This is a genomic window from Sorangium sp. So ce1504 (genome assembly GCF_051521635.1).
In the GTDB taxonomy this organism is placed as follows: Bacteria; Myxococcota_A; Polyangia; order Polyangiales; family Polyangiaceae; genus Sorangium; species Sorangium cellulosum_B.
Genome location: NZ_CP150365.1, coordinates 8,763,452 through 8,790,142 on the forward strand (window position 1 = coordinate 8,763,452; position 26,691 = coordinate 8,790,142).

The 26,691-nt window shown below is 70.9% G+C and carries 22 protein-coding genes and 1 tRNA gene; 11 read left to right on the forward strand and 12 right to left on the reverse strand.

Annotated features, from left to right (window positions below; genetic code table 11):
- Nucleotides 1–228 precede the first annotated feature (228 nt).
- Both WMF39_RS32935 and WMF39_RS32940 read left to right on the forward strand, forming a co-directional pair.
- A complete protein-coding gene (locus WMF39_RS32935; protein ID WP_437740440.1) occupies nucleotides 229–2,430 on the forward strand; it encodes an SUMF1/EgtB/PvdO family nonheme iron enzyme in 2,202 nt (733 codons plus the stop codon).
- Nucleotides 2,431–2,432: 2 nt separating this feature from the next.
- Nucleotides 2,433–3,941, forward strand: a complete 1,509-nt coding sequence (locus WMF39_RS32940; protein ID WP_437740441.1) for a hypothetical protein — start codon at nucleotides 2,433–2,435, stop codon at nucleotides 3,939–3,941.
- A gap of 272 nt (nucleotides 3,942–4,213) precedes the next feature.
- On the opposite strand, the gene WMF39_RS32945 is transcribed toward WMF39_RS32940, so the two are convergent.
- Both WMF39_RS32945 and WMF39_RS32950 read right to left on the reverse strand, forming a co-directional pair.
- Nucleotides 4,214–4,801, reverse strand: coding sequence for a thioredoxin family protein (locus WMF39_RS32945; RefSeq protein WP_437740442.1), 588 nt, complete (start codon nucleotides 4,799–4,801; stop codon nucleotides 4,214–4,216).
- Between the two features lie 208 nt (nucleotides 4,802–5,009).
- Nucleotides 5,010–6,245 carry a glycosyl hydrolase family 18 protein gene (locus tag WMF39_RS32950; protein WP_437740443.1) on the reverse strand — a complete coding sequence of 412 codons (1,236 nt, stop codon included), beginning with the start codon at nucleotides 6,243–6,245 and terminating at the stop codon, nucleotides 5,010–5,012.
- Nucleotides 6,246–6,626: 381 nt separating this feature from the next.
- Here WMF39_RS32950 and WMF39_RS32955 point away from each other — a divergent pair, with 381 nt between their 5' ends.
- Nucleotides 6,627–8,483, forward strand: coding sequence for a HEAT repeat domain-containing protein (locus WMF39_RS32955; protein ID WP_437740444.1), 1,857 nt, complete (start codon nucleotides 6,627–6,629; stop codon nucleotides 8,481–8,483).
- Nucleotides 8,484–9,064: 581 nt separating this feature from the next.
- Here the strand turns inward: WMF39_RS32955 and WMF39_RS32960 are convergent.
- Nucleotides 9,065–9,982 carry a TIGR01777 family oxidoreductase gene (locus WMF39_RS32960; protein ID WP_437740445.1) on the reverse strand — a complete coding sequence of 306 codons (918 nt, stop codon included), beginning with the start codon at nucleotides 9,980–9,982 and terminating at the stop codon, nucleotides 9,065–9,067.
- 128 nt (nucleotides 9,983–10,110) lie between these two features.
- Between WMF39_RS32960 and WMF39_RS32965 the strand changes: the two genes are divergently transcribed.
- Nucleotides 10,111–11,205 carry a hypothetical protein gene (locus WMF39_RS32965; RefSeq protein WP_437740446.1) on the forward strand — a complete coding sequence of 365 codons (1,095 nt, stop codon included), beginning with the start codon at nucleotides 10,111–10,113 and terminating at the stop codon, nucleotides 11,203–11,205.
- 82 nt (nucleotides 11,206–11,287) lie between these two features.
- Here the strand turns inward: WMF39_RS32965 and WMF39_RS32970 are convergent, their stop codons facing one another.
- Complete coding sequence (locus WMF39_RS32970) at nucleotides 11,288–12,061, reverse strand: acyl-CoA desaturase (protein WP_437740447.1); 774 nt, start codon at nucleotides 12,059–12,061, stop codon at nucleotides 11,288–11,290.
- Nucleotides 12,062–12,231: 170 nt separating this feature from the next.
- Here WMF39_RS32970 and WMF39_RS32975 point away from each other — a divergent pair, with 170 nt between their 5' ends.
- Complete coding sequence (locus tag WMF39_RS32975; protein ID WP_437740448.1) at nucleotides 12,232–13,008, forward strand: NTP transferase domain-containing protein; 777 nt, start codon at nucleotides 12,232–12,234, stop codon at nucleotides 13,006–13,008.
- A 15-nt stretch (nucleotides 13,009–13,023) separates the two neighbouring features.
- Here the strand turns inward: WMF39_RS32975 and WMF39_RS32980 are convergent, their stop codons facing one another.
- Together WMF39_RS32980 and WMF39_RS32985 are read right to left on the reverse strand one after the other, a co-directional pair.
- Nucleotides 13,024–14,013 (reverse strand): D-cysteine desulfhydrase family protein, encoded by a 990-nt coding sequence (locus WMF39_RS32980; RefSeq protein ID WP_012238709.1) that lies wholly within the window; start codon nucleotides 14,011–14,013, stop codon nucleotides 13,024–13,026.
- Nucleotides 14,014–14,156: 143 nt separating this feature from the next.
- On the reverse strand, nucleotides 14,157–15,977 hold the full coding sequence (locus tag WMF39_RS32985; protein ID WP_437740449.1) for a hypothetical protein: 1,821 nt from the start codon (nucleotides 15,975–15,977) through the stop codon (nucleotides 14,157–14,159).
- Between the two features lie 228 nt (nucleotides 15,978–16,205).
- Here WMF39_RS32985 and hutH point away from each other — a divergent pair, with 228 nt between their 5' ends.
- Both hutH and WMF39_RS32995 read left to right on the forward strand, forming a co-directional pair.
- Nucleotides 16,206–17,750 (forward strand): histidine ammonia-lyase, encoded by a 1,545-nt coding sequence (hutH, locus tag WMF39_RS32990; RefSeq protein WP_437740450.1) that lies wholly within the window; start codon nucleotides 16,206–16,208, stop codon nucleotides 17,748–17,750.
- Nucleotides 17,751–17,857: 107 nt separating this feature from the next.
- Nucleotides 17,858–18,205 (forward strand): hypothetical protein, encoded by a 348-nt coding sequence (locus tag WMF39_RS32995; protein ID WP_231864341.1) that lies wholly within the window; start codon nucleotides 17,858–17,860, stop codon nucleotides 18,203–18,205.
- 206 nt (nucleotides 18,206–18,411) lie between these two features.
- On the opposite strand, the gene WMF39_RS33000 is transcribed toward WMF39_RS32995, so the two are convergent.
- Together WMF39_RS33000 and WMF39_RS33005 are read right to left on the reverse strand one after the other, a co-directional pair.
- A complete protein-coding gene (locus WMF39_RS33000) occupies nucleotides 18,412–18,612 on the reverse strand; it encodes a hypothetical protein (protein ID WP_272095040.1) in 201 nt (66 codons plus the stop codon).
- 422 nt (nucleotides 18,613–19,034) lie between these two features.
- Nucleotides 19,035–19,117: transfer RNA gene (locus WMF39_RS33005), tRNA-Leu, on the reverse strand.
- Nucleotides 19,118–19,379: 262 nt separating this feature from the next.
- Between WMF39_RS33005 and WMF39_RS33010 the strand changes: the two genes are divergently transcribed.
- Nucleotides 19,380–19,724 carry a hypothetical protein gene (locus WMF39_RS33010; RefSeq protein WP_437740451.1) on the forward strand — a complete coding sequence of 115 codons (345 nt, stop codon included), beginning with the start codon at nucleotides 19,380–19,382 and terminating at the stop codon, nucleotides 19,722–19,724.
- 378 nt (nucleotides 19,725–20,102) lie between these two features.
- Here the strand turns inward: WMF39_RS33010 and WMF39_RS33015 are convergent, their stop codons facing one another.
- Both WMF39_RS33015 and WMF39_RS33020 read right to left on the reverse strand, forming a co-directional pair.
- On the reverse strand, nucleotides 20,103–20,549 hold the full coding sequence (locus WMF39_RS33015) for a hypothetical protein (protein WP_437740452.1): 447 nt from the start codon (nucleotides 20,547–20,549) through the stop codon (nucleotides 20,103–20,105).
- A 105-nt stretch (nucleotides 20,550–20,654) separates the two neighbouring features.
- Complete coding sequence (locus WMF39_RS33020; protein ID WP_437740453.1) at nucleotides 20,655–21,569, reverse strand: LysR substrate-binding domain-containing protein; 915 nt, start codon at nucleotides 21,567–21,569, stop codon at nucleotides 20,655–20,657.
- A gap of 88 nt (nucleotides 21,570–21,657) precedes the next feature.
- Here WMF39_RS33020 and WMF39_RS33025 point away from each other — a divergent pair, with 88 nt between their 5' ends.
- Complete coding sequence (locus WMF39_RS33025) at nucleotides 21,658–22,749, forward strand: peroxiredoxin-like family protein (RefSeq protein ID WP_437740454.1); 1,092 nt, start codon at nucleotides 21,658–21,660, stop codon at nucleotides 22,747–22,749.
- A gap of 496 nt (nucleotides 22,750–23,245) precedes the next feature.
- Here the strand turns inward: WMF39_RS33025 and WMF39_RS33030 are convergent, their stop codons facing one another.
- Together WMF39_RS33030 and WMF39_RS33035 are read right to left on the reverse strand one after the other, a co-directional pair.
- Nucleotides 23,246–23,437 (reverse strand): hypothetical protein, encoded by a 192-nt coding sequence (locus tag WMF39_RS33030; protein ID WP_437740455.1) that lies wholly within the window; start codon nucleotides 23,435–23,437, stop codon nucleotides 23,246–23,248.
- A 249-nt stretch (nucleotides 23,438–23,686) separates the two neighbouring features.
- Nucleotides 23,687–24,712, reverse strand: a complete 1,026-nt coding sequence (locus WMF39_RS33035; RefSeq protein ID WP_437740456.1) for a hypothetical protein — start codon at nucleotides 24,710–24,712, stop codon at nucleotides 23,687–23,689.
- A gap of 666 nt (nucleotides 24,713–25,378) precedes the next feature.
- Between WMF39_RS33035 and WMF39_RS33040 the strand changes: the two genes are divergently transcribed.
- Both WMF39_RS33040 and WMF39_RS33045 read left to right on the forward strand, forming a co-directional pair.
- Entirely contained in the window at nucleotides 25,379–25,537 is a 159-nt protein-coding gene (locus WMF39_RS33040) for a hypothetical protein (protein WP_437740457.1), read from the forward strand.
- Nucleotides 25,538–25,720: 183 nt separating this feature from the next.
- The gene (locus WMF39_RS33045; protein WP_437740458.1) at nucleotides 25,721–26,062 is read left to right on the forward strand and encodes a hypothetical protein; all 342 of its coding nucleotides are present in this window, start codon (nucleotides 25,721–25,723) and stop codon (nucleotides 26,060–26,062) included.
- Nucleotides 26,063–26,691: the final 629 nt, after the last annotated feature.

Consider the following 26,691-nt stretch of genomic DNA (forward strand, 5'->3'; position numbering starts at 1 on the left):
CAAGAGATGGATCGCGCCCACAAGAATCCCTGAATGCGGGCTCGCTCACCATCCAACGGGCCTTGGAATATCCGCCATATCGGACGCCCGGAGCGGGCAGCGCCTCCGGATCGGCGAGGGCGCCGGATCGCGCGAAAGGGTTCCAACCGACGGCGAGACAACTAAGATGGCCCCGACGCACGCGCGAGGCGCTCCGATCGGGGCCCCGCCGCGGTGCGTAGGGATCTCATGAGCCAGAACCCGGACCGCAGCGATCCGCTCAACATCGCCGGCAGCCTGATCGCCGACAAGTACAGGATCGATCACGCCGTGGGCGAAGGCGGCTTCAGCGTCGTTTATAGGGCCGAGCACGTCATCTGGAAGCAGCCCGTCGCCGTCAAGTGCTTCACCCTCCTCGGGGGCGCGCCGGCCGAGCAGCGGGAGCAGCTGCTCCAGGCGTTCATCCAGGAGGGCAAGCTCATGACCGAGCTGTCCAGCCGCTCGGCCGCGATCGTCCAGGCCCGCGACATCGGCACGTTCAACGCGCCGGACGGGCAGTGGCTGCCCTACATGGTCCTCGAGTGGCTCGACGGCAGGCCGCTCGATCAGGCCCTCTTCGACGAGACGAGCGAGGGCGCGCCGCCGCGCGACCTGCGCGCGACGATGGCGCTGCTCGAGTCGGCCGCGATCGCGCTCGATCTCGTGCACTCGCGGAACATCGCGCACCGCGACATCAAGCCGGCGAACCTGTTCGTCATCGGCCAGCCGCGCGACGCCTCGACGTTCGTGAAGGTGCTCGATTTCGGCATCGCCAAGGTGATGGCCGATCACGCGGCGGCCGCGACGGCGCTCGCCCACACGGGCAAGGACATCACCGCGTTCACGCCGAGCTACGGCGCCCCCGAGCAGTTCAGCCGGACCCACGGCGCGACCGGGCCCTGGACCGACGTCTTCGCGATGGCGCTCATCATGATCGAGGTGATGCTCGGCGGAGCGCCGGCGCTGCAAGGCGACGACTACCTCCAGCTCGCGGTCGCGAGCCGCGATCCGTCGCGCCGGCCGACCCCGCGGACGCTCGGCCTCACGGTCAGCGACGAGGTCGAGGCGGTCTTCGCGAAGGCGCTCGCCGTCGCGCCGGCGGACCGCTTCCCCACCATGGGCCGCTTCTGGTCGGCGCTGCACCGGGCGGTCTTCCCCGAGGACCCGGCCTGGGCGCTCGCCACGGGCGGCAGCTCGCTCGCGCCCCCGGCCGGCGCGCCGTCGCCCCGCGCGTCCGCGCCGCGGCTCCCGTCCTCGCCGCGGATCTCGCTGCAGGCGCAGACCGCGCCGACGATGGCGGCGCCCTCCACGGCCCCGGGGCCGCTGCCCGCGCTGACGTCGCAGCCGGTCGCCGTGGCCGGCTCGAGCGCGGCGAGCGACGCGGCGGCGCCGAGGTCGAAGGGCCCGCTGCTCTTCGGCGGCGTCGCGCTCGCGCTCGCAGCCGGCGGCGCGATCACCTGGAGCCTGCTGCGCGGCGCGCCGCCCGCGGAAGAGGCGTCGCGGAGCGCGCCGGTCGCCACCGCGTCCGCCACCGCGGCGGCGCCGACGGCGAGCGCCACGGCCGCGGCGGCCGCGCTCCCCGAGCGGCGGACCGAGTGCCCTGCAGGCATGGTGCTCGTCCCGGGCGGCAAGTTCTTCATGGGCTCCGACGAGCCGGAGTTCAAGCTGTGGCAGCCCGCGCACAAGGTGACGATCGACACGTTCTGCATCGACGTCCACGAGGTGACCGCGGGCGACTACAAGGCGTGCTCGGACAAGGGAGAGTGCAAGCGGCCCCCGGCCGCGCCCGACTTCCCGAACGCGAGCGGCGCGCCCGCCGCCGCGCACCAGAAGACGCTGACGGCCCTCGCCGAGCAGTGCACCTTCGGCAAGCCCGAGCTCGCGAAGCACCCGATCAACTGCTTGCCGTGGAGCCTCGCGAACGCCTACTGCGAGGTCCACGGCAAGCGCCTGCCGACCGAGGCGGAGTGGGAGTACGCGGCGCGCGGCTCCGACGGGCGCAGGTTCCCCTGGGGCGACAAGCCCGGCGACCAGACCTTCATGAACGCGTGCGGCACCGAGTGCACGGCGTGGGAGAAGGCGCGCGGGCTCACGCCGAGCGAGCGCATGTACGAGGCCGACGACGGCTTCTCCGGCACGTCGCCGGTCGGCTCGTTCCCGAACGGCAAGACGAGGTTCGGGGCCGACGACGTGGTCGGCAACGTGTGGGAGTGGACCGCGGACTGGTTCGAGACCTACAAGGACGAGGAGCAGGTGAACCCGAAGGGGGCGCCGGCCGGCGATCGCAAGGCGATCCGGGGCGGCGCCTACAACGGCGGCTTCGCGCTCTGGCTCAACCCGGCGTTCCGCTACCACCAGCTCGCGACGGCGAGCGCGCCGGGCATCGGCTTCCGCTGCGCCGCGCGCCTGTAGCCGTGCCGGTCCCCACGTCGCAGCTCGCGAACCCCTCCATCGCCGGCCCGCTCGGCACGCTGGCGTTCTCGCAGGTGCGCCCGCTGAGCTCGTCGCTCGCGCTGCGCGCGATCCGGTGGCACCAGAGCCTGGAGCGGCTCGGGGTGGTCCTGCCCTTCGCGCTGGTGCACGACGCGGGCCTGCTCTTCTCGACGCCGCGCGAGCAGCTGGAGCTCGGCCCGCGCTGCGACCCGAGGGAGCTCGCGGGCCGGCTCCGGGACGCGGAGCGCATCGTGGAGGGGTACCGGGCGGTGCTCCGGGAGCTCGCCGAGAGCGAGGCCGCGCGATGCGCGGCGCAGCTCCGGATGAGCGACGACCTGGTCACGGTCGTGCTGTCGCGCCTCTTCGGCGCGGTCGCGGCGCGGACCCACACGCCGCCGGCCTACCGCGCGATGCTGCCCGCGGACGCGGCGCTCTTCGAGAGGATCGAGCCGCAGCTCCGCGGGCTGTTCCTGTCGGCGCGGCGCGAGTTCGAGCAGCGGGCGCTGGAGGCGCTCGACGTCTCCCGGCTGTACGTGCTCACGATGTCGGACGCGCTCGACATCGAGACGCTGCGCCTGTTCGGCATGCTGGGCTCGGAGGCGTCGGCCGGGGCGCTCGCCCAGGTCGATCTGCTCGCGGCGCTCTCGTCGCCGGAGGCGAACGACATCGTGAATTTCTCGCTGGAGATCCTGCCGAGCGTGCTCGAGACGAAGACGCGCCCGGCCGCGGGCACGACGGCGGCGCACGGCTACTCGGGGCTGGGCACGCGCGGCTCGATCGACAGCATGGTGCTGACGGAGCTCGCGTGGGACGACATGGAGCTGGCGCGCCGAATCGCGGACAACGAGGTGCTGTATTTCGCGCGCGAGCAGAGCCGGGACGAGCAGCGGCGCATCCACTACCTGCTCATCGACGCGTCGGCGTCGATGCGCGGCGATCGCCAGACGTTCGCCCGGGGGATGGCGATCGCGACGGGCAAGCGGCTGTTGCTGGAGGGCGAGGACGTGGCGTTCCGCTTCTTCGACGCGCGGCTGTACGAGCTCTACCGGGCGAAGAACGGGCAGCTGCCGACGGCGCACCTCTTGTCGTTCAAGGGGGAGCGGGGCAGGAACCCGGCGCGCGTGTTCGCGGAGCTCGCGACGGATCTCGACCTGACACGGCACCACGACCCGCGCACGCCGGTGGTGCACCTCTTCACGCACGCGGCGCTCTACATCCCGCGGGAGATGGTGCAGGCAGTGCAGAGCCACGCGCACATCTCGGCGGTGTTCATGCTGCCGTCGGGGGGGGAGCTGGACCTCGACTACCTGGATCTGCTGGACGCGCACTGGGTTGTCGACCACGCGACGGTGGCGAGCGGGGCGGCTCGGGCTAGCGCGGCCAAGGCGATCCTTGGGGAGAAAGACCGACAAGACCGGCAGGACCGGCCCGAGGAGGGAGGTTCTGCCGCACGGCGCCTGGGGGCCCCGCCGAACTCGCACGTGGCCTGAGCCTTGCCCGCTGGGCAAGGCTCAGGCCACGTGCTCAGACATCGGCCCATCCCCCAGGCGCCGTGCGGCAGAACCTCCCTCCTCGGGCCTACGGGAATTGATGGGGAGATGGGGAGATGGGGAGATGGGGAGATGGGGAGATGGGGAGATGGGGAGATGGGGAGATGGGGAGCGGCCCATCCCGCAGGCGCCGTGCGGCGGAAACTGCCTTCTCGGGCCTACGGGGCGGAATCGACGGGCGCTGGGGCGACGCGGCGCGTGGCGGTGAGATGTTATGAGCTACGACCGTGATACGCCGGCTCATTGCCGGGCTTCCACTTGATGTTGCAACCGATGCTCGGGCGCTGGTCCGGGGAGATGGGCGCCGACGCGAGCACCGCGTCGATGGCGGCGCGGAGATCACGGCCCGTCACGGGGACGTCGTTGCCAGGGCGGCTGTCGTCGAGCTGACCACGATAGACCAGCCGACGATCGGGGCCGAAGAGGTAGAAGTCCGGCGTGCACGCGGCCCGGTAAGCCCTGGCGACCTGCTGCGCCTCGTCGAGGAGGTACGGGAACGTGTAGCCGACCTCGCGCGCCTCTCTGGCCATCGCCTCGGCGTCGTCCGCTGGATACGCGACGATATCGTTCGAGTTGATGGCCACGATGGCCACGTCGTCAGCACCATAATCGCGCCTCAGCCGGGCGAGCTCGTGGCGGATGTGCTTGACGAACGGACAATGATTGCAGATGAACATCACGAGGAGCGCCCGCTGCCTTTTGAAATCCGACAGCGCGACCTGCTTTCCTGTGAAGTCGGGCAGCCTGAAGTCGGGCGCCGGGGTGCCCAGCTCAAGCATCGTGGACGGGGTGCGTGCCATGACAGGATTCTCCTCTCGCTGTGACGGCGCGCACCCTACCACGCCGCGGCCCTCGCCGCTGAACACCTCCCCCGCCTCCGCGCCCGCGGCGGCCGTCCTCTGGCTCGCGCGGCTCGCGCTCCCCTGCCCTCTCCACCGCCGAGGCACCTCCCTCGAGGTCTGAACGCCTGTTCCAGCAGGGCGCCGAGGCGGCCGCGGGGCGCGGCGATCACCTCGGGAAGTGGCGCTCGATCATCGAGAAGAACGCCGCCCCGCCCGGCTCGCCGCCGATGCTCCAGTACGTCACCCCGCCGAGCCCGCCCTGCTCGGCAACGGCGACCTTCTCCTCGAGCGACGCGAGGTCCTCGAAGAAGAGGCGCTCCCCGCTCGAGAGAAGCCGGTTCGGCGATCTCCCCGCCGCGAGCCGCCCGCCCTCGTCGTCCGGGCACCGGCTCATGTGCTCGGTGCTCGTCTCGTAGCCTTCGCCCGCGAGATCCAGGCACTTGCTGAGCGGCTCGCACCCCACCACGGCGCCCCCGCTCCCCGGCGCCTCCGGCCCGAGAAGACCGTAGTTCGGCAGCCCGAAGATGAACTTCTCGCGGCGCGCGCCGCCGTCGAGCGACCCGATGTACGAGACGGTCTCCTGTAGCCAACCGAGCGGCGCGACCGGGCCCACGTGCGCTCCGCCGTGCCAGTGGTAGTCGTAGCTCATCACGTGCACGTGATCCGCCGAGGCGCTCAGCGCCTCGTAGTCGAATACGCCGTTCGCGGACGCGACCGCCGGCACCGCGAGCGAGAGCTCCTTTCCACGCGCGTGGAGGGCGCGCGCGAGCTCGTCGACGAACGCCGAGAAGGCGGCCCGCTCGGCCCGGACGGTCTCGCCCGGCCCGAGGACGGACGAGAGGTGCTCGTAATCGATGTCGATCCCGTCGTAACCGTTCTCCATCACGAGCGCGACGACGCCCTCCACGTGCCTCGCGCGGAGCACAGGGTCGTGGAGCATGGCGTGCACCGCGACGACATCGGGCCGGTCGATGGCGGCGATGAGGGGGATGAGCCGGGTCCGCGCGCCGCCGGCCGTCGTGCGGTCGAGGACGCGCCGGTCGTGAAAGCCGGCGAACGGCGCCTCCCGGCCGCGCGGGTGGTTCTCGAACGTGGTCGGCGAGGCGACGCGCCACCACTTCGGGTGCACGGCGTCGAACGCCCCGGCGTGGGCCGCGAAGGTGTCATATCCGAGCTCCGTCGACTCGGGATCTCCAAGGAACTCGTGCAGCCACCCGCAGAAGCGGTGATCGCCCGGCGCGGGCGTCGCCTGGCTCGCGCGCTGCGCCCCGGGCGCGGCCGACGCGGAGAGCTCGGCGCTCCCCACCTCGTCGAGCGACGGCGCGCGCTCGGCCGCGCCACCGCAAGAGATGGAGAACGCGGCGGAGCAGGCGAGCATCAGAGTCTGGTGAAACAGCTTCATATCGGCCGCGCTCTAGCAGCCCGCCGCCGCATCGACAGCCCGGTTCTGACGCTTCCGCGGGCCGCCTCACGCCGAGCCCGCGATGCACCATTTGACGGCTACTCCATCCCCGCGCCCCTGAGGAATCCCCTCATTTTGCAGCCCTTTTCAGCGGGGAAATTGAACAAGGAGGCGGGGAGACAGGGAGTAATTTGAAGATTTCCCTCCCCGCCTCCCCGTCTCCTTGTGAATTTTCCGAAGAATTTGAGGGGATGCCTCAGCCCTCGCCCCACACGCCACGCCCTCGCGCCCCGCGCCGCCGGCGGCCGGGCCGGCGACGTCGCCCGCGCACGCGCCGGCCGCTCCCTCGGCCAGGGCCGGTGTACTACGCTCGCTCCCGGCATGACCCAAGGCGTCCGCCCCCTGCACGAGCTCCGCGACGAGGCCCGCTCCGCGCTGGCCAGGAGCGATCTCACGCGCGCGCGCGACGCGCTCTTCAGCGCCCTCCAGCACACCATCGCCCGCGAGGAGGAGTACGTCGCCATGACGGACGAGCTCCGCGACGTGCTGGTCCGGCTGGGCGACGCGCGGAGCGCGCTCACCGTCTCCTGGTACGGCGGCAACGAGCAGAGCCAGCGCCCGCTCATCGCCAAGGTCCCGCCCATCGACCGCGCGCGCACCGTGCTCGCCTGGGCCGAGCGCGAGCAGGACCCCGAGCGGCAGAAGCGGCTCTACGGCCGCGCCGCCGACGAGTACGAGGCCGCCGGCCTCGTCGCGCAGGCCGCCATCGCCCGCGAGCGCGGCCAGGACTTCGCCCGCGCCCGCGCCCTCTGGTCGCGCCTCGCCCAGCTGCTCTCCTCGTCGGGCAGCGACCTCTACGCCGCCGGCCTCGCCCGCTTCAACCTCGCCCGCACCTCGCTCCGCACGGGCGACGCCGCGGCGGCGCGCGAGGCCGTCTTCGCCTCCGTCCACCTGCTCGAGGAGGCCGCCGACAGGTACGAGACCATCGGCCAGCGCGAGCGCGCCTTCGACTGCTACCAGGTCCTCATCGCCGTCGGGCGCGAGAGCCGCGCCTTCGAGCACGTCCTCGAGGGCTACGTGAACGTCATCCGCATCCTGCGCGAGGACCACCTGCGCTACTACGCGCTCCAGTCCTACGAGGAGGCCGTCGCCGCGGCCGAGAAGCAGGGCGAGATCTCCGCCGCCGCCACGCTCGCCCGCGAGATGGCCGCGTACGCCCGGAAAGAGGGGCTCGCCGCCGTCGCCAACTTCGCCGTGCTCGCGCAGGCCCGCCTGTGGCAAGAGGTGTCCGCCGTCTCGCAGAAGCGCGCCGCCCCCCCCGAGATCGCCGAGAACGCGCTGCTCGCCGCCGTGATCGCGCTCGGCGAAGCGGGGCAGTACAGCAAGGTGGGCGGCGTCTACCGCGCGCTCACGCAGCTGCCGCTCGAGGAGACCCGGAAGAAGCACTACGCCCGCGCCGGCCGCCGCTACGTGAACGCGCAGGACCTGCCGATCGACGCCGCTCCGCTGCCGGCGCACCTCCGCCACGAGCTCGGCTTCCCCGACGTCTGGCACATCGACCTCGTCGAGTGGGAGCAAGCCGGCAGCGCCGCCCAGGCGTGCGGCGACATCGTGCTCGACCCGGCGCAGTGGTCCGAGGTCACCCGCCGCCGCGCCATGCTCGCCCGGCTCACCGCGCTCGCCGTCGAGGGCGCGACGCCCGAGGCCACCCCCGCGCAGCAGCTCATCAGCCTCGCGGAGCAGCTCGCGACGGTCGAGCTCTACACGATCCTCTCGCCGCTCGAGCGCCTGTTCCGCCGCGCCGAGCCGAAGATCCGGGTGGCCGTCGTCCGCGCGCTCTCCCACTTCCTCTACAAGCGCACGTTCATCACCATCCGCGACGCGCTCGTGGATCCCGACCCCACCGTGGTCCACGAGGCCGCCCGCGCGCTGGAAGAGCTCCGCTTCGCCCACGCCTTCGATCCGCTCGCCCGCATCTACCGCGAGTCGCAGGCCGCCGCCGTGCGCGCCAGCGCCGTGCGGGCGATCGCGAAGATCGACACCCTCGAGGCCGGCGAGATGCTCCTCGGCATCCTCCAGCACGACGGCGCCGAGGAGCGCGCCGTGGCCGTCGAGGCGCTCAAGCGCGTGCGCGGCATGAAGTTCGTGGAGCTCGCCCGCGGCTCGCTCTCCGAGCTGACAGGCTCCGCGCAGGCGGTGGTGCGAGAGATCCTCCAGAGTCGTGGCCTCAGCCCCTGAGCGCGCCTGCACGACCACGCGCCTGCACGACCGCGCGCCCGCTAGCCGCGCCGAGGCCCACGACGAACCACAACGGAGCAGCTCGGGGGTGATCCGCTGTCCGGGCAGCGAGCGCAGACTGCGCCTGCCTCCTCCCCTCTCTCACACGCACCAAAAACCGCACCTCGGACGAGCCTCAGACGAGCAACCCCGCGATTGTGCGCTGCGGCAAGGGGATTCCCCTAACGAGTTTGGTTCTCGCGGCGCTTCTGGAGGGTGCACGTCGACATCCAGTCGGGATACCCTGCACGCGCCAATCCAACTCATCCCGAGAGATTCTCGGAGCGCGATGACGTAAGCATGGAAGCGGACGGAGCGCTTGGGGGAGCGCTGGGAAACCGCCGTCCGGGCTCCCGATGGTGCGCTGCTCGACAGAGGTCGACTTCTCAGCGCGCCACCGGCGGCTCTTGTCTCGTGTGCGCAGCAGCTGGGCGCCGTGCCGCGGCGCCCAGCTGCCCGCCAGCGCGCGCCGCTCCGACGGCGGCCGGAGCGCGGCCGCGCCCGGGCGCAGGGCGGCGAGAGCTCGGCCCGCGCGCGGGCGCTCAGCTGCGGAGGATCGACTCGAGCGCGGGCACGATGCGGGCGTAGCGGAACTGGTATCCGAGCTCTTCCGCCCGCCTGGGGTAGACGCGCTGCCCGGTGGTGACGATCTCGGCCGCGTCGCCCATCCCAAGCTTCACCACGGCCTCGGGCACGCGGAGCCACGACGGCCGGTGGAGCACCGCGCCGATCGCCTGCGCGACCTCGTCGCCGGTCTGCGCGTGCGGCGCGGTCATGTTGAAGGGGCCGCGCACCGCGTCGTTGTCCAGGGCGAGCAGGGTCATCCCCACGACGTCGTCGCGGTGGATCCACGAGATGACCTGCTTGCCGTCGCCGACGGGCCCGCCCAGGAAGAACCGGAAGGGGGCGATCATCTTGTCGAGCGCGCCGCCGCCCTCGCCGATCACGACGCCGATGCGCAGCTGCACCGAGCGGACGCCGTGCTGCTCCTCGACGGCGCGGGCCGCCTCTTCCCAGCGGACGACGACGTCGGCGAGGAAGCCCTCGCCGGGCGCCGCGTCCTCGTCGAGCACCTTGTCGCCCGGCTGCGGGCCGTAGTAGCCCACGGCGGACGCGCAGAGGAACGCGCTGGGCTTGCGCTTGGCCTTGCCGATCGCCTCGCCCATGAGGCGGGTCGTGTCGACGCGGCTCCTCAGGATCTCGCGCCGCGCCTCCTCGGTCCACCGCTTGACGATGGTCTCGCCCGCGAGGTGAACGACCGCGTCCACGCCGTCGACCTCCTCGAACCACGGCCCCGGGGCGTCCGAGCTCCACGACACGACGCGCGCCCCGGGCAGCGCCGCCTGCGTCCGCGCCACGTCGCGCGTCAGCACCGTCACCCGATCACCCCGCGCGAGCAGATCCTTCACGAGACCGCGCCCGATAAACCCGCTGCCGCCAGTGACAAGAACCGTCTTCACGCGATCTATCTATCACGGCTCGGACGGAGGCGGGGCTTCCCTTCGAGCGCCGCCCAGGGAGCGCTCGGACGGCCTGCAGCTGTCCAGTCGTGACGCCGAGCGCTGGAGACGGTAAGACCCCGGACGTGATGGATGACCTAGAGACCTTCAAGAAGCTTCCTCTCGGCGGCCTCGATCGCCGCGCGCTCGTGGGCTCGCTGGCCGAGCACGGCGCGCGCGTGGCGACCGAGCAGCTCGCGGCGCACCGCGCCCGTATCAGCCCGGCGGGCGCGCGCATCGCGCCGGACACGGCGGTGCTGATCCTGGGCGGCTCGAACGGCATGACCCGGGCGCTCGCCCTGCAGCTGCTCTTCGGGGAGCGGGCCGCGGTCTTCGCCGTGCACTTCGACAGCGAGAAGATGCAGATCGGCCCGCACCACGTGAAGGCGATCTCGGACGCGGCGGAGGCCGAGGGGCTCACCGCGCGCTTCTGGAACAACGACGCCACGAGGCCGCAGGTGATCGACGAGGTCGTCGCCGCGCTGAAGGAGCGGTATCGGGCGGTGCACCTCGTGAACGGCATCGCGGCCGGCGCGATGAAGCGGTACGCGGAGCACGGGCCGACGAAGGTGAAGGACCTCGACGTCGCGTTCGATCCGGTGCTCCAGATCCCTGATTTCTCGCGCCCGGAGAACATCCGCAAGCTCGGCCTCGTCGAGGTGGACGTCGCGAACGAGGCGGACATCGAGCGGACCAACAAGTTCATGGGCACGTCGTCGCTCTTGTGGGTCGAGCCGCTCGCCGCGGCGGGGCTCATCGCGAAGGGCGAGAGCGTGGTGTCCTTCTGCGACTACGACTACCCGAGCGACGATCCGGTCTACGCGATGGGCCCGCTCGCCGGCGCGAAGATCCTCCAGCGCAAGACGATGGCGGAGATCCGGGAGCGGTTCGGGGCGAAGACGGCGCGCATCTGCTATCCGGCCCTGGCCACGACGGCGCTCGGGGCGATCCCCGGCGGGCTGCTGATGTACGGGCTCAGCACGCAGATCTTGAAGGAGCGCGGGCAGTTCAAGGACGTCATCGATCTCGCGGGCGAGACGATGGAGATCTGGCGTCCGAGCTGGGACGGGAGCGATCTGCGGGTGGACGCGGCCTACCAGGCGTGTCTGCCGGAGTTCAACAAGCGCAAGGAGCAGATCGGTCCGAAGGACGTCCCCGGCGCGTTCCGGCAGCTGTTCGCGTGAGCCGTTGCGCGCGGGGCCTCGGCTCCGCGCGCCGCGCTTCACGGCCGGCCGCGCTGCGCGCGCGGCCGGCGGCCAGTCATCCCTACCCTTCGGCCTGCGCGACCTCGGGCTCCAGCCGGGCGACCTGGCGCTTGTCGGACATCCGGATGATCCCCACCCAGGCAAGCACGCGGATGACCTGATACGCGGGGTCGATCTCGAACCATCGCACCGCGAAGTTCGGGCTCATCGCGTACTTGTGGTGGTTGTTCTGGAAGAGCTCGCCGAGCGTCACGAAGTCGAGGACCAGCGTGTTGCGGGAGTCGTCGTCGCTGTTGAAGTTGCGGTAGCCGTAGCGGTGGCCGCACCAGTTCACGATCGCCCCGTGCAGCGGGCCCATGGTCCAGTGGAGCGGGAGGAACAGGAACTGCCACCAGTGCGAGGCGAAGGCCACGTAGAAGAGCACGTAGCCGGTGCCCCACGCGAGCCGGCCGATCCACGCGTTGCCGATGCGGTCGAGCGTGGGCCACTCGGGGTAGCCGCCGAGGAAGCGCGGCTCCACGTCGGCCGTGCGGTCGTAGATCGCGTCGTAGCGGTGCGCGGTGTCCAGCATCATCCGGACAACATTCGAGTAGTACCGCGGCGAGTGAGGATCCTTCGGCGTGTCGCTGTACGCGTGGTGCATGCGGTGCAAGATCGCGTAAACCCAGGGCACGAGGTACGACGAGCCCTGCGTGAGGTACGTGAGGAAGTGGAAAATCCGCTCCCATGGCTTCGACATCGTGAACATCCGATGCGAGGCGTACCGGTGCAGGAAGAAGGTCTGGAAAAAGACCGAGAGCGTAGAGTGGGCGATGAGGACGATCGCGATCTCCATGTTCGCGTCCTAACCCGGTGACGCGCGGCAGGGGGTCAGCTCACGGTCACGATTCCGTAACGGGCGCCGGGTCCGCGCGGCCGCGGGTCGCTTCTATGTCCGCGGGATTCCCCGTGATTCTCTGTGATTGTCCGTGATTGATCGAGTCCGTTCATGGTAACAGCGGTGTCGTGAAGGCCGTGATCATCGGGGCGGGCCGGGGCAGCCGGCTGCGTCACCTGACCGAAGAGCTGCCGAAGACGCTGGTCCCGATCCTTGGGCGCCCGATGCTCGACGGCATCCTCGAGGCGCTCGCCGCGGGCGGCTTCCGGCGGTCGGATATCGTGTTCGTCTGCGGCTACAAGGCCGACGTCATCCGGGCCGCCTACCCGGATCTGACGTACGTCGAGAACCGCGACTGGGAGCAGAACAACATCCTTCTCTCGCTCCTCTGCGCGCGCGAGCACCTCGAGGGCGGCTTCGTCTCGACGTACGCCGACATCGTCTACCGGCCCGAGATCGTGGCGGGGCTGGTCCGCTCTCCGCACGACATCGCGCTCGCCTGCGACACGGACTGGCGGCGCCGCTACGTGGGCCGCTCGCAGCACCCCGAGACCGACGCCGAGAAGCTCCGCGCCGGCGGCGCCGGGGGGGATCGCGTCCTTCAGATCTCGCGCCGCATCCCTCCGGAGTCCGCGACCGGCGAGTTCATCGGGGTGATGAAGCTCTCGGCGCGGGGCGCCGGGCAGTTCCTGGCCGCCTTCGACGCCGCGCGCGAGGCCTTCTCGGAGCGGCCGGAGTTCCGCGAGGGCCGCACGTTCCAGCGGGCCTACCTCATCGATCTGCTCCAGCACATGATCGAGTCCGGCGCCGACCTCCACAAGCTCGACACCCACGGCGGCTACATGGAGATCGACACCCTGGAAGACGCGTCGATGGCCGACGCGTGGTGGCGCGGCGCGCCCTGAGGGCTCTGCTCTGTTCTAGAGGGCGTCGGCGAAGGTCGCCCCTTGAGCGAGGAGGCCGGGGAGACCGCCGGTGTGCAGGAACAGCACCCGCTTGCCCGAGAGCTCGCCTCGCTCGGCCAGGTCCCAGAGCCCGGAGAACGCCTTGCCCGTGTACACGGGGTCGAGGACGAGACCCGACAGCCGCGCCACCTGGAGGATCCGCGCTCGCTGCTCCGGCGTGGACACCCCGTAGGCAGGGCCCTTCGCCGAGTCGTCGATCACGAGGTGGGCGGGCGAGCCGAGGCGCGGCTCGAGCGCGCGCGCGTCGTCCATGATCCCGACCACGATCCGCGCGAACGTCGCCCTGTCCTCGCAGACCGCCATCGAGCGCACCTCGCCGGCGACCTCGTAGCGGGCCGCGCCGAGCGCCGTGCCCGCCGCCGTCCCGCCCGAGCCGCACGCGTGCACGATGACGTCGAACGGCTTGCCCCCCGCGAGGCCGAGATCGAGCTGCTTCCGGATCTCCTCCATCGCGCGCACGTAGCCGAGCGCGCCGAGGCCGTTCGAGCCGCCCTCGGGGATCACGTACGGCCGGCCGCCCGCCGCGCGGATCTCGGCGGCCGCCTCGGCCATCAGGGCGCCGCGGTCCCTGTACGCCTCGGGCGAGATCAGCCGGATCTCCGCGCCGGCGAGCCGGTCGAGCAGCACGTTGCCCTCGAGCGGCGCGGCCGCCGACGGATCGCTCGTGCGCAGGAACAGCACCGAGCGCAGGCCGAGCGAGGCGCTCACCAGCGCGGTCGCGCGCGCGTGGTTCGACTGGAGGCCGCCGCAGGTGATCACGCAGCCTGCGCCCTCCTCCCGCGCGGCGGCGAGCAGGTACTCGAGCTTGCGGATCTTGTTGCCGGCCTCCGCGCCCGCCGTCATGTCGTCGCGCTTCACGTAGAGGTCGACGCCGAGCGCCTCGGCGAGCCGCTGCGGGCGCTGGATCGGTGTCGGAAGGTGGCTCAGCGCGAGTCGTTTGCGCATCGTTTCTCCCTGCTGTCTGCCAGGGGCGCCCGCTGCTGCGCGCGGGCGGGCGGCCCTCGCAACCGCCCTCTAGCACCCTGGGCGGCCCTCGTCTGCTGTGTCACGCGCGAGCTCGACCGAGGGCCCGGCGCGCCCTGGCCAGCTCAGTGGATCACGCCCAGCTTGAGCGTGAGCAGGTACTGATCGGGGAGCTCGGCGCCCGCGGCGTCGTCGAAGGCGCCGCCCGGGAACAGGACCCCGGCCTCGGTGCCGAACTGGAGGGTGACGAGCCTGCCCATCGCGATGCGCGCGTCGACGCCGAGGTCCAGCTCGACGCCGAGATCGCGGCGGCGGCTGTCGCCGCCGTCGTAGTTGGCCAGGCTGCCGCCCGCCCGCGGGGCGCCGTAAGGATCGACCAGATCCGAGGTCGCCTCGGCGATGACCGCGCCCGCCTTGAGGTCGAGCCAGCGCGCCGGCCGCACGAGGATGCGCGGGTTCACGTAGGCGGCGCCGGGCACGCCTCCCTTGGACGGCAGCGACCTGATGCCTGGCTCGGGGGACGCGGCGAAGAGCTCCCGCTCGGCGATCGTGGCGGCGCGCGCGGTCTTCCAGGCGAGCACCTCGTCGAACAGGAGGAGCCCGACGTTGTGGCTCGGGTCGAAGGTGAAGCGCCGCGAGACGCCGTCCGTCGGGTCGTCGTCGCCCGAGGCGTAGCCGGCCTCGATCTCCGTGACGACGCGCCCCCACCGCCCGCCTGGCCGCCCCCCGCGGCCCGCGACGTGCACCGCGCCGAGCGTCGCCGCGCCGCCGACCGAGCGCACCACCACGGGCGAGCGCCCGAACCCGTGGCCGGAAGGCGGCGGGGGCCCGCTCGGAGCGAACGACGCCGACCCGAGGATCACCGCGGCCTCGAGCTCGCCGTAGATGTGGGCGCCGCCCCCCGGCACGGGCGCGTTGAATTTGCCTGCCACGTCGAGGATGCCGGCCGTGAGCACCTCGTTGAACCGGGCCGAGCTCGTCTTCGCGCGGCGCTCGCGCGCCTGCCGCCGCATGGCGCCGTAGATCCCGATCTCGCCGTACCGCTCTCGCCAGAGCGCGGACACGACCGCCTGGACGGCGCGATCGCCCTCGCCTTCGTCCTGCCCCTCGACGTCGTTTCCGAGCAGGTCGGCCGCGTTGTCCTCGAACACGAGGTCGGCCGCGACGGTCACGTGGAGCGGCCCGCCCTTCCCCATCGGCGTGGCCGCGAAGAGGACGCGTTCCATGAGCGATCCGCGCTCGTGGTCGCCGAAGACGCTCGCGCGCTCGCCGTCGTTGACGACGAGCCCCATCCCCCAGTGCGCGCTCTGCTGGCCCACCCGGACGACGCCGAGCGCCCACGGCAGCTCCAGGTAGAGGGTGCGCGGGTGCACCTCGTACCACGCGAGGGCGGCGCGCGCGTCGCGCACCTGCTCGACGTCGCGCGTGGTGTCCCCGGCGATGAGCCCCCGGACGACGTCGATCTGCGCCACGATCGAGGCCTTGTCCTTGAAGTGGAAGCGCGGCGAGAGGCGCAGCCAGTGGGCGATGTACTGGCTCTGCCCGAGCGTCGCCGCGCCCGGCGCCGACAGGGGCGGCGCCCGGAGCGGCAGATCGCTCATGGCGCGGTAGCGGAGCTGGTACTCGCCCTGCAGCGAGAACGTCGACCGGGTGGGATCCGGCGGGGGCGGCGGCTTGCGGCCGGTGTCGAGCACGAGCCGCTCCTCGAAGTCGTCGATGGCCGGCGCGGCCGGCGCGGCCGGCGGAGAACCTCGCCCTGCGCTCTCCCCCTCGGCGGGCTGAGCGCCGCTCGGCGAGCCTTGCCCGGAGCTCGCTCCCTCGGCGGGCTGAGCGCCGCTCGGCGAGGCTTGCTCGGTGCTCGCTCCTTCGACGGGCTGAGCGGCGCTCGGCGAGGCGAGCGCGACAGCAAACGCAAGGGGGGCGAGGGTGACAAAGGCGAAGCGCATCGGAAGCAAGCAGCCGCTCACCAGCGCCCGGCCGGGAACGCGCGCCCGAAGGATAGGCGGATCGATCCCCGCGGGGCACTGGATTCTTCCGCCAACGGCGAGCAGCTGGCTTTTCGCGGGGCATCCGCCGCTCTAGCGTGCGCCTTCGTGACCCTTTCCACGCCGAGCGCCGCCGCTGGTTCTCCTTCTTCGCCGCCTTCGTCACCTCCGTCAGATCCGTCACGTCCGTTGCTCCTCGGCCGATCGCTCTCGCTCGCGGATCTCGAGGAGGTCGCGCGGCGCGGTCGTCCGGTGGCGATCTGCGCCGAGGCGCGCGAGCGGGCGGCGGCCTCGCGCCGGGCGATCGACGCGATCGCGGCGGCGGGCGACGCTGCGCCGGCGGTGTACGGGATCAACACCGGCTTCGGCGCGCTCGCGGAGACGCGCATCGCGGATCACGACATCCGGGCGCTCCAGCGCAACCTCGTGCGGAGCCACGCCTGCGGGGTCGGGCCGGAGCTCGGCGAGGCCGAGGTGCGCGCCATGATCGTCCTGCGCGCGCAGGTGATCGCGCTGGGGCACTCGGGGGTGCGCACGGAGGTGCTCGATCTGCTCGCCGCCCTGCTCGAGCGCCGCGTGAGCCCGCGCATCCCAGCGCAGGGGTCGGTCGGCGCGTCGGGCGATCTGGCGCCGCTCGCGCACCTCGCGCTGACGCTCATCGGCGAGGGGGAGGCGCGCTTCGAGGGGCAGCTCCTGCCGAGCGCGGTGGCGCTCGCGAAGGCCGGCCTCGCGCCGATCGAGCTGGCGGCGAAGGAGGGGCTCGCGCTGATCAACGGGACCCAGTACATGACCGCGCTCGGCGCGCTGGCGCTGCGGGACGCGGCCGCGCTGTGCACGGTCGCGGACATCGCCGGCGCGGTGAGCCTCGAGGCGCTGATGGGCTCGAAGCGCCCGTTCGACGAGCGGCTGATGCGCGTCCGCCCGCACCCGGGTCAGGCCGGCACGGCCGGCAACCTGCGCGCGCTGCTCGGGGGCAGCGAGATCATGCAGAGCCACGCGGACTGCCCCAGGGTGCAGGACGCCTACTCGCTCCGCTGCATGCCCCAGGTCCACGGCGCGACGCGCGACGCGGTCGCCTGGGCCGCCGAGGTGCTGACCCGCGAGGTCAACAGCGTCACGGACAACCCCACGGTGTTCCTCGGGGATGGGGCGGATGGCGGCGCCGAGCTGATCTCGGGCGGCAACTTCCACGGGCAGCCGGTCGCGCTCGCCCTGGATCTCGCCGCGATGGCGGCGGCGGAGCTCGCGAACATCAGCGAGCGGCGGGTCGAGCAGCTGGTCAACCCCGCGCTCTCGACCGGGCTCACGCCGTTCCTGGCGCCGCACAGCGGGCTGCACTCGGGGTTCATGATCGCCCAGGTGGCGAGCGCCTCGCTGGTGAGCGAGAACAAGGTGCTCTGCCACCCGGCGAGCGTCGACTCGATCCCCTCGAGCGCCGGCCGCGAGGACCACGTGAGCATGGGCAGCATCAGCGCCCGAAAGCTCGCGCAGGTGATCGAGAACGTCCGGAGCTCGCTGGCGATCGAGCTCATCACGGCGGCCCAGGGCGTGGACCAGCGGCTCCCGCTCCGCCCCAGCGCGGGCGTCGCCGCCGCCCACGCCGCCATCCGCCGCGTGGTCCCCGGGCTCACCGAGGACCGCCCCCTCTACCGCGACATCGCGGCGGCCGCGGAGCTCATCCAGAGCGGTGCGCTCATCGCCGCGGTGGAGGAGGCGGTGGGGCCGCTCAACTGATTATTTCTGTTACTGAAGTTACATCTGAGACGATTTAGAGGAAATCTTACGCGAGATAAGGGAATGCGATCGGTCCATTGCGGGGCGAGTTGCTGTACATTGGCTCAGTGCCGATTCCGGTCAGCGTCCCGCCGTTTCCCTTCGATGCCGTGCGGGATCTGCTCGGGGTGGTGCGGACGATCTACGCGGCGGCGAAGGAGGGGGGGTCGTCGCGGGAGGAGCTCGCTCGCATCGCGCAGGTGGGCAAGGAGCTGAGCCGGGCGCTGGATCTGGCCGGGTCGCCCCAGCAGGGGGCGTCGGGTCTGTCGGCGGCGTGGAAGGTGGCGGACAGAGCGATGCTCCAGGTGAACGACCTGGTGGATCCGCTCACACCCGCGGCGCCGCTCCTGATGGCGGCACGGAGCCGGGTCACGGGGAGCCGGCTGACGCTGAGGAGCAAGCCGCAGGGGCGGTAGGCGGCTGGGGAGGCGGTGGGTCGCGGGGCGGTGACCGCCGGAGGTGGGGGGCGATAGGCCGCTGGGGGCCGCTTTCGAGAAGGATCAAACTCCCGGAGCGCGATTCTCCGATCGGTGCGGAGAACTGCCGTCTTGCCAGGAGCGGGAGAGGGAGAGGGACAGTGTCGGCCAGCGTCCTTCCGTGGCCTACTGTGGGGCTGGAATCGTCAGCTGCGACCGAAGAACCTGCGGCCACGCGACCGCTCGGCGTCGCGCCGGATGCCCTGCATCACCACGCGGATGAGCTCACGGTTGTAGGCGCGCCTGTCGTGGCGCTTGTGCTCGGGCAGCTTGACGCCCAGAGCGTGCGCGAGACGTTCTACGTTCTCTACCTTCGCCTCACGCAAACAGTCGATGTCCAGATCCATGGAGTGGCGCTCCCATTACTCGAATCCACTCGGCTTGTCGAGCCCAGAAGACACGAGGGTGGCTGCGCGCCGCGTCCCATCGGGCTCCCGCCGGACCATCGCAAGCTCCCATCAGACCGTGACGGGCATGGGGCGTCCCGGGCACGTCGGCGCCACGAGGCGCGGTGCGCGACCTGGTCCCGTTCGAGGCGGCCAGCAGCACAGGTGAGCCACCGCTGGGCGCGAGGTCGCCCCGACGCTCCCGCCCGGTTCCCCACACCACGAAGCGCGCTGCGCAACATCGGGCAACTGCGGAGGGTGTGAGGTGCCGGGGTGCCGGTGCGGGTTGAAGCTCAATCGAGCAGGCGGCTCCCGGTCGATGGGGGTACCGCGGCTCCAGATCGCATCATCGCCCGCCAGCTCGGCGCGCCGCACTTACGAGGTAGCCCCGCCCGGACTCGAACCGGGACGCCCGCGAGGGCCGCGGATTTTAAATCCACCGCGTCTGCCATTTCGCCACGGGGCCAAGACGTTGATATTACTTTGATTTTTACTTTTTGGGACCCGCGTTCTCCCTCTTCTGTGCGGTTTCCTGTGCCGTTTCCGGCGAGCTCGGGGATCGCCTGGGCGAGGGAAGCTAGCTCGCCAAGGCCCAGCTCTGCAAACGTCCTGGCGGCTCGGCGGTATCTCTGGATCATCACGCTCGATCGATGGCCAGTTCTGTCGGCCACCCAGGTCTCGCTGCGGCCGTTCGCCAGGGCGACCGTGATGAAGGTTGAGCGCGTGTCGTGGGCGCGGACCTGCGGTGCCCAAGCGCGCGGGTCGTTCGTCTTGTTCTTCTCGAGGCGCAGCGCGCCGCGGTCGCGGTCGACGTCCTGCACCTGGAGGCGCGCTGCCTCGCTGATGCGCGGGCCCTCGCGGTTCAGAAAGCCCCAGAGGACGCGCCAGCACAGCGGGATCGCGGAGCACGCCAGCAGGCGCGCGTCCCCGTCGGGGTAGAGACAGGCCTTCGCCTTCGCGGGGCCGAGCTTCGGGAGGAAGCCGCGGGGGAGCGGGTTGGTCGCGAGGAGACGGCACGGGAAGACGGCCATCGCCATGAGCCGGTGGAGAAGCTGCGCGATGTGGCGGCGTGACGCGGGGGACATCGGCGGGAGTGCACGCATGACACGCTCGGCGTCATCAAGCGTGAAGGCCGCGACGGGGACGTGGCCGGCGATCGGGTAGATGTGGCGGTCGACCGACGTTCGACGAGGATACGCTGGCGCGCGTCGTTCGCGCACTCGGAGGCGTGCGATGATCCCGGGCCGCGTCTCGATCTACGTCGCCACCGGAGACACTCGACTTGCGCCGCCCGCCTCGGGCTCTCTCCGCCGCCTGCCTCGGCGGCGCGCGCTTTTTACTGCGTGGTGGAGACGGATGGAGTCCTCCGCAAGGAGGAGTTGATAGACGCGCTTGCGACGATTCGCGTGCTCCTTGAGCCGCCGATGACTCCATGGGGCATCGCTGCTCATTCAGCAGGGGAGCGTGAGGCATTGCCACAAGGCGGTTCCCGTCTCCGGATTCAGCGCGCACGTGCAGCGCACGGAGGTGCAGCCGGGCGCCTTGGGGCACTCGAGGCCGACGTGCTCCGGACACGCCGTGCCGTCCAGCATGAGCAGCTCCTCGCTGTCGGTAGGGCACACGAGGGGCTGACATGCGGCCGGCGTCGTGCAGGACCACGCGCCGCCCGCGCTGCCGGAACCACCCGCCGCGCCCGCGCCGCCCGACCCGCCGGCGCCGCTGGAGCTGGGCGTCATGCCCGCGCCGCTGGAACCGCCCGCCGCGCCCGCGCCGCCCGCCGCGCCCGCGCCGTCGGAGCCGCCCGCTGCGCCAGCGCCGCTTGTCGTTTCACCGCTGAGATTCGAGGATCCGCAGGCCGCTGAAACACTCAACGCAAGGAGGAGGAGCCAGGAGCGCATGCCCCTACCGTAGCAAGCGGAGCGTCCCTCTCCGAATGCAGCGTGCGTTGCTACCCAGACGACCCAGGTCGCCGAACCGCGCTCACCGCTCACCTGGTCGCCGGATCATCGCGTAGAGCGCCGCTTCGCCGCGCCGTCGGGCGCGAGGGCGCGGCGGAGGTGATCGGTGAAGGCGCGCACCTTCGGCAGGACGTGGCGGGTCGGGAGCGATACGACCGAGATCGCGACCGCCTCGCACGCGGTGTCCGGGAGCACTTCGACGAGCTTCCGCGCCTTGCCCGCGCGCGCCAGCATGAAGTCGCAGAGCCACGCGATGCCGGCGCCCTCGATCGCCAGCTCGATCAGCGCCTCGCCGTCGTCGACGACGATGCGCCGCGTGGGCGCGATCTCGCGCACCTTCACGCCGTCGCGGAGGCGCCACGGGATGAGCCGGCCGTGCGCCGCATACCCGAGGCGCACGTGGCGCTCGAGGTCGTCGACCGTGCGAGGCCGGCCGTGCTCGCGCAGGTAGCCGGGCGCGCCGCAGACGAGCATCCGAGAGCGGCCGACCGGGCGTGCGATCAGACCCGAGTCCGGCAGCACGCCCAGCCGGACCGCGACGTCGATCCGCTCCGACGCGAGATCGGCCGGGTCGTCGCGCAGCACGAGCTCGACGTCGACGTCGGGGTAGCGCTCGGCGAAGCGCGCGAGCACCGGCACGATCACGTGACGACCGATCACCGTCGGCGCCTCCACGCGGAGGAGCCCGGCCGGTCGATCGCGCAGACCCGAGGTGGCGCGCTGCGCGTCGTCGAGCTCGCGCAGCGCGGCGCGGGCGCGCTCGAAGAACGCGCGCCCTTCGTCGGAGAGCGTCACCGCGCGCGTGGTGCGGTGGAAGAGCCGCACGCCGACCTCGCCCTCGAGCTGCGTGATGCGGCGGCTGACCGCGGACGGCGTGACGCGCAGCCGGCGCGCGGCGAGCGTGAAGCTCCCGAGCTCCGCGGCCTCGACGAACGCTTCGATCGCTGCGAGCCGGTCCATGTCGCACCTCGATTGATGCGTATCATGCACGAAAGTTGTTCGCCTTCGGCGATGGTTTGCGCCGCGCGCACGAGCCACGGTGCCCTGCATGAGCACCGTGAACGTCGACGCCACCTCTCCCAGCCCGCGCGCCCGGGCGGTCACCATCGGAGCGATCACGACGCTCGTCGCGACCGCGATCCACCACGTCTACGGCGGCGTTCGGTACGCGACGCCGTGGCGCCTCCACGGCGCCGCCGTCGCGCTCGCGCTCTGCATCCCCATCGCGCTGGCGTACGCGGGGTACCGGCGGAGCCCGGGCACGCGCGCCGGCCGCATCTCCGGGGGCTCGCTCGCGGCGCTCGCCCTCGCGTTCCCGGTGACGTCGATCGGGCTCTTCGAGGGCGCATACAACCACCTCGCGAAGAACGTCCTCTTCTTCGCGGGCGCGCCTCGCGACCTGCTCCTCCGGATGTTCCCGCCGCCCACCTACGAGCTCCCCAGCGATGCCTTCTTCGAGATCACCGGTGTCGGGCAGATCGTCCCCGCGGCGATCACCGCGATCGCGGCCCTCGGCCTGATCAGCGACCTGCGCCGCCGTGTCACGAGGCTCGCGCCCGGGGCCGTGCTCGGCGCGCGCGAGCTCGTGGGCGTCCACGGCGAGCGGATCCGCATCCCCGATCCCACGCGGATCGTGCACCTCCAGCTCCGTCGCTTCGCGGGCTGTCCGGTGTGCAACCTCCACCTCCGCTCGATCACCGTCCGTCACGACGAGATCGCAGCGGCCGGGATCCGCGAGGTGGTCGTGTTCCACTCGAGCGCCGACGAGCTCCGGCTCCACGCCGGCGGGCTCCCCTTCGCTGTGGTGCCCGATCCCGAGAAGCGGCTGTACGCGGAGCTCGGCGCCGAGCCGTCGCTCCTCTCGGTGTTCGATCCGCGCGTGTGGCCCACCATCGTCCACTCGGTGGCGCGGAGCGCGATCGCGATCCTGCGCGGACGCGAGCGGCCGCCCGCGCGGATCCCGACCGGCGGTCGCTTCGGGCTCCCGGCCGACTTCCTCGTCGCGCCCGACGGTTGCGTGCTTGCGAGCAAGTACGGCGAGCACGCGGGCGATCAGTGGTCGGTCGACGAGGTCCTCGCGCTGACGCGTGCGCCTGCGGTGCCGAGCGTGCGCGCGGCCGCCGAGGTGTGCGCGCCGTGATGGAGCACCCGAGGGCTCGGCCAACGACAACTTCGACGGTCTGCTCGAAGTCACAGCCAGGAAGACGAGCCGCTCCCGCCCCTCATCGTCCCAGCTCTCGATCCGTACCGCAGCTTGCACACTGAACCCGTCGAACTCCGCCATGAGCAGTCCCCGCCGCTTCGCCTCGAACCTGGCCTCGCCGGCGCCCTTGTCGTGCTCCCCATCCTGATCGAGCCGCACGAACCGCCCTCCACGCAGCACTGCCTCGGCACAAGCATGGAGCGCGCTCAGCTCTCCTACCGAGGGCCACCGCTCCTCGAAGGGCGATCCTCGAGAAATCTTCACCAATTGGCATGCTCAACGCCTCGATGGCGGCACCGCTGCCAGGCGGCTGACAAGCGATTGCGCCTCGCAGGCGGGGCGCAATCGCGCGCTAGCTGGCGTGGAGTTCCACGCCGTCCCCCCCCGAGGATGGGGTCTACAGGACGGATACTCCCCCCGGACGTGACCGCGGCTATTCGGCTTCGGCGAAGAGAAGCGTCTCGTGGGCCTCGCCGCTCGGCCCCCTCACCAGCGTGCCATCGGAGTTCCAGCTGATGCCGCCCTTGCCCGGCGGCCCGAGCTCGACCGTGAGCCCCTCCAGCGTGAGCCGATCCTCGTCGAGGTAGGCGATGCCGATCGAATCGCCGCCGCGTCGAGGGCCCATGGCGCCGGAGCAGACAGCGCGGCAGCGCGGCAGCGCGGCCGCGGCGTCGAGGTGGCGCCGGCGAGTTCAGGGCCGTCGCCGCCCGACCTCAGCTGAGCGCGGGCCCCCCATCGCCGCGGATGAGCCACTCGAGAGGGGTTTCGGCCCGGCTTCCCCTCCGGCGGCCCGCGTTGACCTAGCTGACCACTTGGTTGACGAACACTCAACCTGAGGGGCGTTCCGTTGTCAGCGGACGGTGCAGACTGGCCATCACAACCGAGCTAGCCGTCCATCATCGAGCACCACCCATGGAGATGACGTCGAATACGCCTCGGTCCCGGCAATCGGCAGGCTTGGTGCATCCGCGAGCCGATCGAGTCCTTCTCGGAGCTTCATGCCACGATCGGTGAGCCGATAGACCAGCGATAGCATCGGGTAGCCATCAGCCGGCTTCGGTCCCGTCGCCCGCTCCACAACCGCACTCGAATCGTGATCTGCCCATTGCTCCAGCCGGCGTGGTAGGAACAGATCGCCCGTGCAGTCGAGGAACTCCCACAACTCGGCGCCCAATTGCGATTTTTGGCCGCACACGGCCAACGGAGTCTGCCACTCCGTCGACAGAAGAGCCAATATGAGCTCGTCGAATCGACTGAGGCGTATGGCTCCTCTCGTGGTCCTTCTTGGAAAGAAGGAAGAGAGAAGCGCCCACAAGGGAGGGAGCTCTGGGAACCCTTTGACGCCACGTGTGCACCTTTCGACGAAAGGCAATGGATTCGTATCGACGTACCTCTCCCAGAGGCGGACGGCACGATCGTAGCGTTCCCGTGGCCAGGGGCGCGCCTTGTCGAGGCGCTCCAGAAGAACCTCGTCAGGATGATCAGACACCGATGCGGAGCAGTCGAACGGAGGCAGCGGCTCCTCGGGGATCCTTGAGCGGTGTACTGGATCAAAATCGACGATAAAGACATTGTGACGCGCGATCCCTAGGTGACGCAACCAGCTACAGACCCTCCAGAGGTTAACTCGCTCGTGGAGACTCGGTGACACCCACAGGACAACGGGCAGATCCCAGCGGATATCCGATGAATAGAGCCGATCCCACTCTTCGGACGAAGACCACCATGCCTCACGCGCCCGGGCATGCTCCATGGCATCCATTCGACTCGGTCCGATAATAAGGCAGTCCGACGCACGCACCGCATTGCCCGCGCCGAGTCGTACCAGGCGCTCTGTTGTCGGTGTGTCGAAGGCAACATGCGTTGCATCCCGAATGGACTTCTGAATCGTCGTGTTCATTCAAACCCACACCGATAGCACTCGTCGTACGTGTATCTTTTTTGAGCTGACAGTCGCGCCGACAGACTGCGCAAAGAGATTTGCCGCCATCGACAATTCGGTTACACGGATAGCCTTTGTCCTGACAGTCGACGTACATGTCTGTGCATGACCTATCTGGAGTGCAACCAGCCATCTCTTCAGTGGCGCCGCTCCCCACGTCGCCACCGTTCCCGAACCAGTCCCCCGTAGCTGCTGACCCCGGTGGGAATGGTTCTCCGGCCCCTGTGCCTTCCGTCCCCCTAAGATAGCACTCGCCCACGTCGTAGTTGCATGCCCACACCGTGAGACCGAGAGGAATAAGAACAGGGATCGCCTTCAATTTCAGCCTGTGGCGCATGCTCCCCCTCCAAGTTTTTCCAGATGCGTGTGCGGAGGGGCGGCGTCAACTGTGATTCAGGGCATGGATTGCGTCCCTGCGGCTACGGCTTGTCAACCTCGCCCCGGTCCGAAGCCGAGCTCGAGCTGAGCGCAGCGGGTTGCACATCGTCGCGGACGAGCTCGGCGCGGACCATCGGAGGTCGAGGCGCACGTCGGCGCGGCCTTGAGCCTTGAGCCTGCTCGGTGCGTTGTGACGCCCGGGGCGGGAGGTCTCGTGCGTGAGCGCGGCGCAGCCCCCACGGCGGGGTGCGGAGGTCGAGGCGGACGGACATCGGCGAGCGCGGCGCGCTCTCCGTCCACCTGGTCGAGTTCGGGCGCGGCGCCAGCGACGAGCAGATCGAGCGCGAGTTCGGTGCAGCCCCCCGGCGGGGCCCGGCGGTCGAAGCGGACGCCGACGACGGCTGACGACGAGGAGCGCGGGCGCGAGCGCTACATAGCCCTTCGCCGCGGCGGTGCGGCCGTCCGGGACGCGTCGATCCCAGATCATAGGGATCTGCTCGCCGAATTTCTCTTTGACGCCCACGTCATGCCCAGAAAGATCGTGCGCGCTCTCCTATCGCCTGTCGCGACTCGGCCAGGGCTTCCACCATGTCCATGCGCTCGCTCGGCAAGATCGGCTTGCTCTACGTCGGTGCGCTCGTCGTGGTTCCGGCGCCGGCCCGGGCACTCGAGTTCCATGGCGGCGTGAGCGTGGGCGGGATCCAGATCGGGACCGAACCCAGGCTTGCCGTGAGCCCATTCGCCGGATGGCTCTGGCGCAGCGAGGGGGACCTCCGGCTCGAAGTCCACAACATGTTCAGCATCGTTCCAGGGGCAGGTATCGGGGTCTACGATCGAACGGCAGTCACTCTTGGGTATGCCACGAAGACAACCACCGTCAGCCTCGGTCCGTCCTGGCGATCTACTCGATGCCGGTGTGTGGTGCCGTGATCTGTGATCGCGTGGTGGGGGTTGCTCCAGGCGGCCGCGCCCAGTCCGACTGGTACTTCGCCGGGCCCTTGGGCGTGTCCAGCAGCGTCCATGTGGACTGGGCTAGCGGCAGTAGTCGCGTTCTTCCTGGAAGTCTGGTCGTGATGTTGACCACCGGACCAATTTGGAGATCTGAGGTAAAGTCGAAATGAACAGGCTGGCTTTTTATTGTTGATTGTACACCACTCCGCTCCTCCTTCCGCCTTGACGTCTGAGCTCGCGGACGCAGCGGCCTCGCCGGTGTCTACCTGGAGCCGCCGCGAAGGGCGAGGGACACGGCGCCCCCTCCATGGCGGCGCCGCCGTGGCGGTACGAGCGGGGGGAGATCGGGCGGCTCACACCTCGGCAGTGGATCATCTCCTCCAGGTGAAGCGCCGCGTGAGCTCGGGGACGTCGCCGTCCACGGTCCACCTGGTCGAGCTTGAGGCCATCGCCGGCGAGCTCCTCGAGCGCGGGGCCTGCCGCCACGGCCTGCAGAATGGCCGCAGGTGTCGAGGTGGACACCTGCGAGCGCGCGATCACGCTGGCGTCGTACATGGCGCCGGAGCAGATAGCGGGGCCGCGGCGTCAAGGAACACCGCGGCGGGATC

Bases quoted from the DNA above. Each gene is read 5' to 3' on its own strand.
- WMF39_RS32955 (WP_437740444.1), top strand. From the start codon at position 6,627: ATGACCCAAGGCGTCCGCCCCCTGCACGAGCTCCGCGACGAGGCCCGC.
- WMF39_RS33015 (WP_437740452.1), bottom strand. From the start codon at position 20,549: ATGCGCTCCTGGCTCCTCCTCCTTGCGTTGAGTGTTTCAGCGGCCTGC.
- WMF39_RS32935 (WP_437740440.1), top strand. From the start codon at position 229: ATGAGCCAGAACCCGGACCGCAGCGATCCGCTCAACATCGCCGGCAGC.
- WMF39_RS33025 (WP_437740454.1), top strand. From the start codon at position 21,658: ATGAGCACCGTGAACGTCGACGCCACCTCTCCCAGCCCGCGCGCCCGG.
- WMF39_RS32970 (WP_437740447.1), bottom strand. From the start codon at position 12,061: ATGGAGATCGCGATCGTCCTCATCGCCCACTCTACGCTCTCGGTCTTT.
- WMF39_RS32945 (WP_437740442.1), bottom strand. From the start codon at position 4,801: ATGGCACGCACCCCGTCCACGATGCTTGAGCTGGGCACCCCGGCGCCC.
- WMF39_RS33000 (WP_272095040.1), bottom strand. From the start codon at position 18,612: ATGGATCTGGACATCGACTGTTTGCGTGAGGCGAAGGTAGAGAACGTA.
- WMF39_RS33020 (WP_437740453.1), bottom strand. From the start codon at position 21,569: ATGGACCGGCTCGCAGCGATCGAAGCGTTCGTCGAGGCCGCGGAGCTC.
- WMF39_RS32950 (WP_437740443.1), bottom strand. From the start codon at position 6,245: ATGAAGCTGTTTCACCAGACTCTGATGCTCGCCTGCTCCGCCGCGTTC.
- WMF39_RS32980 (WP_012238709.1), bottom strand. From the start codon at position 14,013: ATGCGCAAACGACTCGCGCTGAGCCACCTTCCGACACCGATCCAGCGC.
- WMF39_RS33030 (WP_437740455.1), bottom strand. From the start codon at position 23,437: ATGGGCCCTCGACGCGGCGGCGATTCGATCGGCATCGCCTACCTCGAC.
- WMF39_RS33045 (WP_437740458.1), top strand. From the start codon at position 25,721: ATGTCCATGCGCTCGCTCGGCAAGATCGGCTTGCTCTACGTCGGTGCG.
- WMF39_RS33035 (WP_437740456.1), bottom strand. From the start codon at position 24,712: ATGAACACGACGATTCAGAAGTCCATTCGGGATGCAACGCATGTTGCC.
- WMF39_RS32965 (WP_437740446.1), top strand. From the start codon at position 10,111: ATGGATGACCTAGAGACCTTCAAGAAGCTTCCTCTCGGCGGCCTCGAT.
- WMF39_RS32985 (WP_437740449.1), bottom strand. From the start codon at position 15,977: ATGCGCTTCGCCTTTGTCACCCTCGCCCCCCTTGCGTTTGCTGTCGCG.